Origin of the sequence: Pseudonocardia abyssalis, from assembly GCF_019263705.2 — a bacterium.
GTDB lineage: Bacteria > Actinomycetota > Actinomycetes > Mycobacteriales > Pseudonocardiaceae > Pseudonocardia > Pseudonocardia abyssalis.
Genome location: NZ_JADQDK010000001.1, coordinates 499,332 through 510,990, shown reverse-complemented (window position 1 = coordinate 510,990; position 11,659 = coordinate 499,332). Strand labels below are relative to the sequence as shown.

At 71.6% G+C, this 11,659-nt stretch carries 12 protein-coding genes; 6 read left to right on the top strand and 6 right to left on the bottom strand.

Annotation, left to right across the window (positions count from 1 at the left end; translation table 11 throughout):
• Nucleotides 1-22 precede the first annotated feature (22 nt).
• The 4 genes from I4I81_RS02415 to I4I81_RS02400 all read right to left on the bottom strand — a co-directional run bounded on the left by I4I81_RS02415 (nt 23) and on the right by I4I81_RS02400 (nt 2,989).
• On the bottom strand, nt 23-1,069 hold the full coding sequence (locus I4I81_RS02415; RefSeq protein WP_218601399.1) for a 2,3-butanediol dehydrogenase: 1,047 nt from the start codon (nt 1,067-1,069) through the stop codon (nt 23-25).
• Between the two features lie 74 nt (nt 1,070-1,143).
• Nucleotides 1,144-1,569, bottom strand: coding sequence for a VOC family protein (locus I4I81_RS02410; RefSeq protein WP_218601400.1), 426 nt, complete (start codon nt 1,567-1,569; stop codon nt 1,144-1,146).
• On the bottom strand, nt 1,566-1,934 hold the full coding sequence (locus tag I4I81_RS02405; protein WP_218601401.1) for a putative quinol monooxygenase: 369 nt from the start codon (nt 1,932-1,934) through the stop codon (nt 1,566-1,568). The genes I4I81_RS02410 and I4I81_RS02405 overlap by 4 nt, the downstream gene beginning before the upstream one ends.
• Before the next feature lie 26 nt (nt 1,935-1,960).
• A complete protein-coding gene (locus I4I81_RS02400; protein WP_218601402.1) occupies nt 1,961-2,989 on the bottom strand; it encodes an LLM class flavin-dependent oxidoreductase in 1,029 nt (342 codons plus the stop codon).
• Nucleotides 2,990-3,175: 186 nt separating this feature from the next.
• Here I4I81_RS02400 and I4I81_RS02395 point away from each other — a divergent pair, with 186 nt between their 5' ends.
• Nucleotides 3,176-3,484 (top strand): hypothetical protein, encoded by a 309-nt coding sequence (locus tag I4I81_RS02395; protein WP_218601403.1) that lies wholly within the window; start codon nt 3,176-3,178, stop codon nt 3,482-3,484.
• A gap of 86 nt (nt 3,485-3,570) precedes the next feature.
• Nucleotides 3,571-4,353 carry an acetoin reductase gene (locus tag I4I81_RS02390; RefSeq protein ID WP_218601404.1) on the top strand — a complete coding sequence of 261 codons (783 nt, stop codon included), beginning with the start codon at nt 3,571-3,573 and terminating at the stop codon, nt 4,351-4,353.
• Between the two features lie 7 nt (nt 4,354-4,360).
• Here I4I81_RS02390 and I4I81_RS02385 read toward each other — a convergent pair whose 3' ends face one another.
• Nucleotides 4,361-6,064, bottom strand: a complete 1,704-nt coding sequence (locus I4I81_RS02385; protein ID WP_218601405.1) for a sigma-54-dependent Fis family transcriptional regulator — start codon at nt 6,062-6,064, stop codon at nt 4,361-4,363.
• Nucleotides 6,065-6,153: 89 nt separating this feature from the next.
• On the bottom strand, nt 6,154-7,317 hold the full coding sequence (locus I4I81_RS02380; protein ID WP_218601406.1) for an LLM class flavin-dependent oxidoreductase: 1,164 nt from the start codon (nt 7,315-7,317) through the stop codon (nt 6,154-6,156).
• Nucleotides 7,318-7,548: 231 nt separating this feature from the next.
• On the opposite strand from I4I81_RS02380, the gene I4I81_RS02375 reads away from it, so the two are divergent.
• From I4I81_RS02375 to I4I81_RS02360, 4 genes are read left to right on the top strand one after another with little or no spacing between them, the layout of a single operon-like run.
• Nucleotides 7,549-8,055 carry a flavin reductase family protein gene (locus tag I4I81_RS02375; protein ID WP_218601407.1) on the top strand — a complete coding sequence of 169 codons (507 nt, stop codon included), beginning with the start codon at nt 7,549-7,551 and terminating at the stop codon, nt 8,053-8,055.
• Nucleotides 8,056-8,070: 15 nt separating this feature from the next.
• Nucleotides 8,071-9,162: a 3,4-dihydroxy-2-butanone-4-phosphate synthase gene (ribB, locus tag I4I81_RS02370; protein WP_218601408.1), complete on the top strand. Its 1,092-nt coding sequence runs from the start codon at nt 8,071-8,073 to the stop codon at nt 9,160-9,162.
• A 27-nt stretch (nt 9,163-9,189) separates the two neighbouring features.
• Complete coding sequence (locus tag I4I81_RS02365) at nt 9,190-10,359, top strand: acyl-CoA dehydrogenase family protein (protein ID WP_218601409.1); 1,170 nt, start codon at nt 9,190-9,192, stop codon at nt 10,357-10,359.
• A gap of 11 nt (nt 10,360-10,370) precedes the next feature.
• A complete protein-coding gene (locus I4I81_RS02360) occupies nt 10,371-11,525 on the top strand; it encodes a CaiB/BaiF CoA transferase family protein (RefSeq protein WP_218601420.1) in 1,155 nt (384 codons plus the stop codon).
• Nucleotides 11,526-11,659: the final 134 nt, after the last annotated feature.

The window sequence follows — 11,659 nt, the reverse complement described above, 5'->3', positions numbered from 1 at the left end:
CCGATCCCCCGTTGCCCGAGCCTCAGCGCGTCGGGTCGACCAGCACCTTCATCTTCTGCCCGGCGCGCAACGCCTCGAAGCCCTCCGCGAGCACGTCCCCCATCGCGATCTGCTCGACCCAACCGGTGGTGTCGTAGTGCCCGCGGGCCATCAGGTCGATGACGGCCCGGTAGTCGTCACCGGTGTAGCAGAGGGTGCCCTGGATGCGGGCCTCGCGGAGCACCAGCTGGATCAGCGAGGTCTCCAGAGGCTTGTCGTAGATCGCGACGCTCACCAACGCCTTCGTCGGGCCCAGGCACAGCAGCGCCCCCTCGACCGAGGCCCGCACGCCCGCGGCGTCGAAGGCGGCGTCGACCCCGCGGCCGTGGGTGTGGTCGGCGACGAAGGCGGGGACGTCGGTCGTCGTCGGATCGAGGGTACGCGCGCCGAGCCCCTCGATCGCCGCCCGGCGCACGGCGGACGGCTCGACGACCAGCACGTCCTCGATGCCCCGCCCCCGCAGCGCGAACCACAGGCCGATGCCGATCGGACCGGCGCCGAAGACGATGCTGGTGCCGTCCGGCGCGGCGTCGCTGAGCATGGTGGCGTGGTAGGCCACCGACATCGGCTCGACCAGCGCGCCGAGCTCGGTCGAGACGGAGTCGGGCAGCTTGTGCGCCATGATCTGGTCGATGACGGTGTACTCGGCCATCCCGCCGTCGGTGGACAGCCCGTGGAAGCCGACGCTGGTGCAGATGTTGTAGCGCCCGGCCAGGCACGGTGCGCACTCGCCGCACCGGTACACCGGCTCGCACGCGATGCGGTCGCCCTCGGACAGGCCGGTCACACCCGTCCCGACCTCGACGACGGTCCCGGCGAACTCGTGACCGAGCACGACGGGCAGCTGGTCGTGGGTGAGCGGGTGCGGCTCCGTCGGCACGAAGATCGGACCGTCGAAGTACTCGTGCAGGTCGGTACCGCAGATCCCGTTGAAGCCGACCCGGACCCGGACCTGCCCGGCGCCGAGCCCCGGCTCCGGTACGTCGGTGACCGCGATGTCGTTGCGCCCCCGGTAGACGACTGCTCGCATGCTTCGAACTCCTCGTGGTCTCGGGTTGTGGATGAGGGAAGGTTCTCGGCGGCCGGCGGTGGGCTCCGCGACCGTCACCCGTTGCGGTGGAACAGCTCCAGCTGGATCCCGTCGGGGTCCCGGAAGACGATCGCCGAGTACTTCCGTGCCGCTTTGTCGATCACTCCGGAATGGGGCACACCGATCTCGTCGAGCCACCGGGCCCACGCGTCGAGATCGGACCGCTTCCGCACCCCCCAGGCGATGTGGTCGAGCCCTGCCCGTTGCTCGTCGAACGCCCCGCCGTGGTGCCCGTCGTGGTGGTGCAGCCCGATGAGCAGCCCGGTCCGCCGGTCGAGCAGCAGGATCGCGTACCCGCCGTCCTCGTCCCCGTGGTGGCGGGCCTCGCCGGGTAACCGGTCGAGGTCGAACACGCGCGTGTACCAGGCGGCGGACGCCTCCACGTCGGAGACCGTGGGCGAGAAGTGGTGCACCCCGGTGGTGGGCGGGGCCCCGGTCATCGGGCGTCGGACTGCGTGTAGCCGAGGAACGGCGTCATGTAGGTCGAGCCGAACCCGTCGAGGATCTTCTTCGCCGCCTCGTCGGGCCGGCCGTAGACGACGAACCCGTCGATGGTGACGAGCCGGCCGAACTCCTCGGCGAACCGGGAGAACGTGTCCTCGACGTGGGTGACCACCGCGGCCGAGTCGCGGTAGCTCTCGTAGATGTGGACCACGGTGCGGTCACTGCTGACGCTGTAGTCGTAGGCGTTCGAACCCGGCTCCTCGCGGGTGGCCGCCACGAGCGGGGTGATCGCCTCGGTGAAGGCGTCGTAGTCGTCGGGCCGCAGTGCTGCGGTGACGACCCAGTAGATCTCGTCGCGCATGATGGTCGCCTCTCGATGGACGCTGGTCAGACCGTGGCGGTGGTGGGCTCGAGCCGCTGCTGCACCGCGGGGATCACGTGGTCGGCGATGTACTGCACGCGTGCGGAGCCCGACTCGACCGTCTCGCCGGGGAACTGCGCCCAGAAGTGGAAGTCGCGGATCTGCGGGTTCTGCTCGGCGAGTGCGGTCATCTCCTCGATACCGGCGGCCGCGTCCCAGAGCTTGTAGACGCCGAAGTCCAGGAGCTGCTGGGGGGTGTCGAAGTGGTCCGGCACGCCCGACCCCTCGAACGAGCCCCACTCGATGTACTTGTTGACCTGGTACAGCACGTGCTCGCCGATCCGGGCCCACTCGCGTTCGGGATCCTCGGCCAGCACCACCCACTGGCTGGCGTAGATGGCGCCGTCCTCGAGGCTCTTGCCGTTGGCGACCAACGCGTCGAGGTACACCTGGAAGTGGTCGTTGGACAGCGTGATGACCCCGTCGCCCAGGCGCGCGGCGCGCTCCAGCCCCTTGGGGGCCACGGCGCCGATGGGCATCCGCGGCGTCTTCTCCGCCATCGGTGTGACCCGCACGGCCGGCATCGACAACCGCTTGCCCTCGTAGCCCGCGTCGCTCCCGCTCCACGCGGCACGGATGATCGCGATCGCGTCCTCGAACAGGCTCGGCCGCTGCTTGCGGACCCGACCGAACGCGGTGAACTCGCGCTCGTTGTAGCCGAGCCCGACGCCGAGGTCGAACCGCCCGTCGGTGATCAGCGACAGGGCGTTCGCGTCCTCGGCCAGGCGGACCGGGTTGTGCAGGGCGGCGACGATGATGTTCGTCGCGAGCCGCATCTCCGTCGTGCGCGCCCCGACGGCCGCGGCGGCGATCAGCGGCGAGCAGGCGTAGTCGTCGGGCGCGAAGTGGTGCTCGCTGAACCACGCGGACCGGAAGCCGAGCTGCTCGGACCAGACGGCCTGGTCGATCGTCTCCCGGTACAGCCGGCCGATCGGCTGGCTCCACTGCGCGGGGTTGCGGAAGTCGTACCAGAGACCGAAGGTCGGTGCGGGCATCGTCGTCCTCACTCGGGGTCGGATCGAGACCGGCACGTCGTCCGCCGGTCGAGGGAGATCACGGTCACACGACCGGGGCCCGCGGTGCTGTTCGGTTCTGGGACACATCCGGCGTCCCACGTCCGTACGGCGACGCTGTGCCAGGAACGGACACCGCATGCGGGGAGAACCGGCGAGACTGCCCGCATGCACTTCGTCATCAGCACCGGTTCGGTCGAGCTCGTCGACCCGCAGGACGTGACGGCGTTCTCCGTCCACTGCCCCGCAGAGCTCGACGACGGGGATCTCGCCGCGAGTGCCGAGCGCGCCGGGCTGGGCGAGGTCCTCGAGTCGGGCCACGTCATGGTGCCCGTCGCGACGATCCGCCGGATGGCCGGCGACCGGGTCGGACCGGGGTGGGAGGACGACCTCGCGGGGATGCTCGCCTACGCCGCGCGCAAGGGCTGGACCAGCGAGGACGGCACCCGGGTGCGTGCGCACGTCGAACGGACCTGAGCGCCCGATCTGTTTCAAGACCGAACACCCGCCGGTCGGATGCCCGCCGAGACTGGTCGTCTCAACGTCGAGCGGAGGGATGCGTCATGGGTGACATCTCGGGGTCGGTCGCACTGGTGACCGGGGCGGCACAGGGCATCGGGCGGGCCATCGCACTGCGGCTGGCCCGCGACGGCGCCGACGTGGCCGTCGTCGACCTCAACGACGCCAAGGCCGCGACGGTGGCCGACGAGATCCGCGCGATCGGTCGCCGGAGCGCGTCGATCCGGGCCGACGTCAGCGATCGGGACCAGGTGTTCGCCGCCGTCGCGCAGGCCCGTGCCGAGCTCGGACCGCTCGACATCATGGTCAACAATGCCGGAATGGTGCAGGTCGAGCCGCTGCTCGACGTCACCCCCGACAAGCTGGACGCGATCATCGGGGTGAACCTCAAGGGCGTGGTCTGGGGCATCCAGGCCGCGGCGGCGACGTTCCGCGAGCACGGCACGAAGGGCGCGATCATCAACGCGTCGTCCATCGCGGGGCACGACGGCTTCGCCATGCTCAGCGCCTACTGCGCGACGAAGTTCGCCGTGCGGGCACTGACCCAGTCGGCCGCGAAGGAACTGGCCGCGGACGGCATCACCGTCAACGCCTACTGCCCCGGTGTCGTCGACACCGACATGTGGGTCACGGTCGACGAGGAGTTCGCCCGCCATACCGGGGCCGAGAAGGGTGCCACCTTCGAGCAGTTCGTGGGGACGATCGCGCTCGGCCGGGCCGAGACGCCGGACGACGTCGCCGGCTTCGTCTCCTACCTCGCCGGGCCCGACGGCCGGTACATGACCGGTCAGTCCGTGCTGATCGACGGGGGCATGGTCTACCGCTGAGGCGCGGTCAGGTCAGGTGGAACTCCCGCATCTTGCGGTAGAGCGAGGATCGGGAGATCCCCAGCTCGGCGGCCGTCGCGGCCTTGTTGCCGTCGTGCGCGGACAGCGATGCGCTGATCGCGTCGGCCTCCGCAGCCTGAATGGCGGTGAGCCCGGCCCGGGCCGCGTCGCGCGACCACCGCGCCGGCAGGTCCGCGACGTCGAGCACCGGTCGGCGCTGGTTGCCGATCCAGCGCCGGAACTCCTCGAGCTGGCGGTGGTTGCCGGGCCACGGGTGGCGTTCGACGAGGTCGACGGCCGCCGGGGAGAGCACCGGCATCGTCGCGCCCTGGTCCACCAGTCGCCCGGTGATGTCCTGGGGGCGCCGGCGCAGCGGCGGGACCTCGAACGGCTCCGAGGCGAAGCGGTCGAGCACGGACTGCAGCGCGGGCCCGGCCTCCACCCCGGTCGGCGTCCAGGTCGCGATGACCCGCAGCGCGCCGCCGGACCGCGGCAGGCCGTCGAGGATCCGGCCCAGCGACCGGGACGCGCCGAGGGTGAGTGACTCCAGGTGCGACAGCAGCAGCGCCGGCTCCGCGGGGTCTTCCACGGTACGGGTGAGGAGTTCCCGTGCCACCGCGAGCCACTGCCTCGACCCGACCTCCTCGGCCTCGGCGCCGTCGAGCTCGGGCAGTGGCCCCGATGACCCGAACGTCTCCTGCACCAACGTCCGCTTCCCGACACCGGACTCTCCCGTGACGAGGAAACGGTCCGAGCCGCGGGACACCGACCGCAGGCGGGCGGGCAGGTCGGACCAGTGCGGGGTGCGCGGCGCGATGGTCAGGCCACCCGGCGACGCGGCGGCCGGGGAGTCGTCAGCCGGGGGGTCGGCGACGATCACCAGTCCGACCACCGAGCCGGCGTGCTCGATCGCCCGCCAGCTGATCTCCTCGGAGCGCTCGAGCACCACCTCGGCCGTCCGCACCCGACCGGCCGCCACCTGGTTCCACAGTGAACGGTGGTCGATGCCGAGCTTGGCCCCGGCCTTGTTGGCGATGACCGTGTCCCCGTTCACCACCACGACAGCGCTGTCCGCCCGTCGTCGCTCGGCCAGGAAGTGGTGGAGCAGCTCGCGCTCGCGCAGCGTGCTGGCGCCGTAGAGCTGCTCCTCCACCTCTCTGACGAGCTTGAGCAGCGTGGCTGCCATGAGCGGGCTCGCGTCCTGGTTCAGGCTGGTGACGCTGAGCGTGCCCGCGACCCGTCGCGTGATGGGGTGGCGGATCGCGGCGCCCGCGCACGTGAAGGGGTGCAGGGCCTCGGCGAAGTGCTCCGATCCGTGGATGGTGATCGCTTGCGCGGTCTCCAACGAGGTACCGAGTCCGTTGGTGCCGACGACGTCCTCGCTCCACCGGGTGCCGACGACCGCGGAGTTGCGGTCGAGCAGCGCGCTCAGCCGGCTGTCCTCGTCCCAGCGCCAGAGCATGGTGCCGTCGGGGGCGCTGAGCAGGAGGCTGGTGTTGGCGCCGATCAGGACCTCGGCCATGGAGCTGAGGACCGGTACCGCGACCCGCGCGATCTTGGAGTCGAGCGGGGCGTCGCCGGGCAGGATCGCCACCGTGTCGGGGCTGACGCCGCTGAGCCGGCTGCGGCGCCAGGAGTTCGCGATCTCCGGGCGCAGCACAGAGCCGGGCCGGCTGCCGTTCTCCAGCCATTCGCGATCGTCGTCGATCATGAACCCATCCCTCCGGGGCACCCCGTCCAGCGTCCCCGATCCTCCGCGCGGCGTCGACCCCCCCACGGTCGACGCCGCGTCTGCGTCCGTCAGGCCTTGCCCGCGTCGGCGCGCTCCTTGGCGTGCCGGTCGGTCGCCGCCTGGATCGCGGCGCCCTGACGGTCGTTGAGCTCGGTCCAGCGCGACGTCGCGTAGTCCGAGGCCTGCTGCAGGCGCGACGCGCTGCCCTGGAACTTCGGCCTCACGTACTCGGCGAACAGCTCGTAGCTCCTGAGCGTGGCGGCGTGCCGTGCCCACTCGTGGTGGATGAGCAGGTAGGACCCGAAGCCCTTGGACTGCTTCTCCAGCCGCTCGATCTGGGCGACGGCGTCGTCCGGGGTGCCGATGACGCCGAGACCCGACTCGTTGACGAAGGCCACCCGCTCCTCGAACGTCTCACCGGCGGCGCGGAAGTGCGGGGCGGCGAGGATGTGCTGGGTGTAGTGGCACCAGTCGTCGAGGCCGTGGCGGACGTCCTCGATGGCCTGCTCCCTGGTCTCCGCCAGGTGCATCGGGCCCGCGAGACGCCAACCTGCCCGGTCCGGGGTGTGCCCGAACTGCGGGGCCCGCTCCTCCATGACGTCCCAGTGCAGGGCGAGCGCGTCGAATCCGCCGGCGGCCGTCGCGCCGACCGACAGGAGGTTGATGCCGTTCTTCGCCGCCACCCGCGGGCCGGTCGGGCTGGCGATGGCCGCGCAGACGATGTCGAAGTCGCTGTAGGGCGCGAACTGGGTGCGCGCGTCGTGCAGTCGGTAGCGGGGCGTCTCGTGGGTGACCGTCTCGCCCCGCAGGATCGCCATCAGCACGTCGACGTCCTCCTCGAAGGCGCCGCGCTGCTCCTCCAGAGACAGGCCGATCATCGTGGCGTCGGTGGGCAGTGCGCCCGGACCGAGGCCGAGCATGAACCGGCCGCGCAGCAGCCGGTCGGTGAACAGCGCGCGGTCCGCGATCCACAACGGGTTGTGGTACGGCAGCGACACCACTCCGGTACCGAGCTTGATGTGCTTGGTCTCCTGCGCCGCGTAGGCGATGAAGATGAACGGGTCCGGGATCAGCTCGGCACCGCACGAGTGGTGCTCCCCGATCCAGGCCTCCTCGAACCCGAGCATGTCCATGTGCCGGATGACGGCCAGGTCGCGCTCGATCGCGTAGGTGGGGTCCTGGCCCACGGGGGTGTGGAACGGGGCCATGAACGTCCCGAACTTCAGTGCCATGTCAGCTCCCTTGCTGGGCCGAGCGGGTCGACGTCGGCGCCGCGGTGCAGCGCGTCGGAACGGCAGGTTCACACGAAGGCAAGAGGACGGAGTGTTCTCTTCTGGGACACTCGTCACGCACGACCGCCGATGCCCGGGAGTGGCCGATTCTGCAACAGTCCGCGGACCTCGCCCGGAGCTAGCGTCCCCGTCGTGGGTGTCGGAGCGGACACCCCGGGAGGGAGCGGCCCGATGGACGGGCGGAACAGGCGCATCGAAGCGGTGACGGCGGTGGACCAGCTGCGCCGGGCCTTCGGATGCTTCCCCTCGGGCGTCACCGCGGTCTGCGCGGACGTCGACGGCGTCCCCGTCGGGCTGGCGGCGAGCTCGTTCACCTCCGTCTCGGTGGAGCCACCGCTGGTGTCGGTGTGCATGCAGCACAGCTCCACGACCTGGCCGGTCCTGCGGCGAGCGCCCCGGCTCGGGCTCAGCGTGCTCGCCGAGGGCCAGGACGACGTCTGCGCCCGGCTGGCGAGCAGGACCGGCGACCGGTTCGCCGGCACCGACTGGACCGCCTCCGACGACGGCGCCGTCCACGTGCACGGCGCCACGCTGTGGCTCGACTGCACCATCCACGCCGAGGTCCCGTCCGGCGACCACGACATCGTGCTGCTGCGCATCCACGGCGTCAGCGCCGATCCGGACGCCGCGCCCCTCGTCTTCCACGGCAGCCGCTTCCGGCGCCTCGCCGCACTCTGACCGGTGAGGACACCCGTGGACACCCCCTCGAACGACCGCGTTCGCGCCGCCCTCGTCGCGCTGGCCGCCGGTCGACCGGTCGTGGTCGTCGACGACGCCGACCGGGAGAACGAGGGCGACCTCGTCTTCGCCGCCGCCCTCGCGACCCCGCAGCTGGTCGCGTTCACCGTCCGGCACACCTCCGGCTTCGTCTGCGTCGCCCTGCCGGAGGCAGAGTGCGACCGCCTCGCCCTGCCGCCGATGCATCACGACAACGCCGACCGGTTCCGCACCGCCTACCGCGTCACCGTCGACCTCGCCGGCACGGGTACCGGGATCTCCGCCGCCTCCCGGGCCGCCACGATCGCCGCGCTCGGCTCACCCACCGCGACCGCCCGCGACTTCGTCCGGCCGGGGCACGTCGTCCCGCTGATGGCCAGGGCCGGCGGGGTGCTGGTGCGCCCGGGGCACACCGAGGCCGCGGTCGACCTCACCCGGCTCGCCGGCCTCGCGCCGGCGGGTGCGCTGTGCGAGATCGTCTCCCGGGACGCGCCGGGAGAGATGGCCCGCGGCCCGGAGCTCGGGCGCTTCGCTGCGGAGCACGGCCTCGTGATGCTGTCCGTGGCCGACATCGTCGACCACCGGCTCCGGACCGAGCCGCAGGTGCAGCGCGTGGTCGGCACCGTCCTGCCGACGGAGTTCGGGCCCTTCCACGCCGTCGGCTACCTCGGCTGCACCGACGGTGCCGAACACATGGCACTCGTGGCCGGCCGACTCGACGCCATCGATGCGGACGTGCCGGTCCACGTCCACATCCGGTGCCTCAGTGGCGACGTCCTCCGCTCGGCCCTGTGCGACTGCCGTCGCTCGCTCGACGACGCCCTGCAGCGGTTCTCCGAAGACGGCCGCGGCATCGTCGTGTACCTGCGCCCCACCGGGGCCACCGCCGCGTGCGCGCTGCTCGACGGTGCACCCGAACCGTCCCCCGTGCTCGCCGCCGCGGTGGACGGGATCCTCGCCGACCTCGGCGTGAGGACCCCGAGCACCGGACCGGCACACCCCCGGTTGGACACCCTGGCCGCCGCACGCGCCCGCCGCACCGCCGGCGAGCAGCGCATCGCCGGCTGACGACCCCACGAGAGGAAGCCCCCGATCATGAGTGAGACATCGGTGTCGGCCGAGGACTTCGAGTTCATCCGCAAGCAGGTGCGCACCTTCATCCGGTCGACGGTCGTGCCGCGCGAGAACGAGATCATGACGACCGACCGCATCCCCGACGACCTCCGCACGGCGTCCGCGGAGATGGGGCTGTTCGGCTACGCCATCCCCGAGCAGTGGGGCGGGCTGGGTCTCGACCTCACCCAGGACGTCGAGCTGGCGATGGAGTTCGGCTACACGACCCTGTCGCTGCGTTCGATGTTCGGCACGAACAACGGCATCGCCGGGCAGGTGCTCGTCGGGTTCGGCACCGACGAGCAGAAGCAGAGGTGGCTCGAACGGATCGCCTCGGGCGAGGTCGTCGCGTCGTTCGCCCTGACCGAGCCGGGTGCGGGCTCCAACCCGGCCGGTCTGCGCACCCGTGCGCGCCGTGACGGCGAGGACTGGGTGATCGACGGCCGCAAGCAGTACATCACCAACGCCCCCATCGCGGACCTGTTCGTCGTCTTCGCCCGCACCGCCGAGCCCCAGCCGGGCAACCCGGGCATCGCCGTGTTCCTGGTCCCTGCGGACACGCCGGGCGTCGAGGTCGCGCCGAAGGACGCCAAGATGGGCCAGGAGGGCGCGTGGACCGCCGACGTCGCGTTCGACGGCGTCCGGGTGCCGGGCGACGCGCTCGTCGGCGGCGAGGAGGCCGCCGGCTACCGGGCGGCGATGACCTCGCTGGCCCGTGGTCGCGTGCACATCGCGGCCCTCGCGGTCGGCACGGCGCAGCGCGCACTCGACGAATCCGTCGGCCACGCCGCCCACACCAGGCAGGGCAGCGACCGCATCGGCGACTTCCAGCTGGTCCAGGCCATGCTCGCCGACATGGCGACCGGCGTCCTCGCCGGGCGGGCCATGGTCCGCGAGACCGCCCGCGCCTACGTCAGCGGCGAGGACCGGCGGATCGCCCCGTCGGCGGTGAAGCTGTTCTGCACCGAGATGGTCGGGAAGGTCGCCGACCTCGCCGTCCAGGTCCACGGCGGCGCCGGCTACATGAAGGAGATCCCGGTCGAGCGGATCTACCGCGACGTCCGGCTGCTGCGCCTCTACGAGGGCACCAGCGAGATCCAGCGCCTCATCATCGGCGGTGGCCTGGTCCGCGCCGAACTCGCGAAGTCGTGAGCCGGACCCACATGGACGCCGCACTCCCCCTGGCCGGCATCACCGTCGTCGCCCTCGAACAGGCCGTCGCCGGGCCGCTCGCCACCCGGCACCTGGCCGACCTCGGCGCCCGCGTCGTCAAGATCGAGCGGCCGGGCGAGGGAGACTTCGCCCGGCACTACGACCACGCCGTCCACGGGCTCGCCTCGCACTTCGTGTGGCTCAACCGCGGAAAGGAGTCGATCGTCCTCGACCTCAAGACCGACCGCGGTCTCCTCGTCGCCCGCGAGCTGATCGCACGCGCCGACGTGTTCCTGCACAACACCGCGCCCGGCGTCGTCGAGCGGCTCGGTCTCGACGGGCCGACCCTGCGGGCCGCGGACCCGCGGTTGGTCGTGGTCAACATCTCCGGGTACGGCACGCGCGGTCCGCGCAGGGACCGCAAGGCCTACGACATGCTGATCCAGGCCGAGTCCGGGATGGTCGCCGTGACCGGCACCCCCGAGACCCCCACGAAGACGGGCGTGCCCAGCGCCGACATCGCCGCGGGCCTGTACTCGACGACGTCCGTGCTGGCGGCGCTGTTCCGGCGGGAACGGACCGGTGAGGGCGCGGTCGTGGACGTCTCGATGTTCGACTCCGCCGTGGAGTGGATGGGACACCCCCTCTACATGCAGCTCTACGGCGGCAGGCAGATCCCGCGGATGGGGCTCAGCCACGCCGCGATCGCCCCCTACGACGCCTACCCGACGAAGGACGGGCAGGTGCTCATCGGCGTGCAGAACGACCGCGGCTGGCGAGCGCTGGTGACAGAGGTGTTCGGCGCCCCCGAGCACGCGGACGACCCCCGCTTCGCCACCAACGTCCAACGCGTGCGGCACCGCGCCGAGTGCGACGCACTGGTCGCGTCCTTCACCGGCACGTGGACCACCGAGGACCTCGACGACCGGCTCGCCGAGGTGGGCGTCCCCGCCGCGCAGATCAACTCGACCGCCGCACTCGTCGAGCACCCGCAGCTGCGCGACCGCTGGCGGTCGGTGGCGACCGAGGCGGGCGAGATCCGGGGCGTGCTGCCGCCGATGACCTTCCGCGACGTCGAGCTCCCGATGGGGGCGGTGCCCGCTCTCGGCGAGCACACCGCCGCGATCCTGGCCGAACTGGGGATCGATCACGCCGGTGAGCCGTAGAACGTCTCGAACGTCCGCACATGCGCCTCGAAAGAGGATAATCCTCCGCTGATCGGGATTGACAGCGTCCGGGCCCGGCACCATCATGGCGATGAACCATGGACGACGGCCGTCTGAGAAACGTCACATCTACG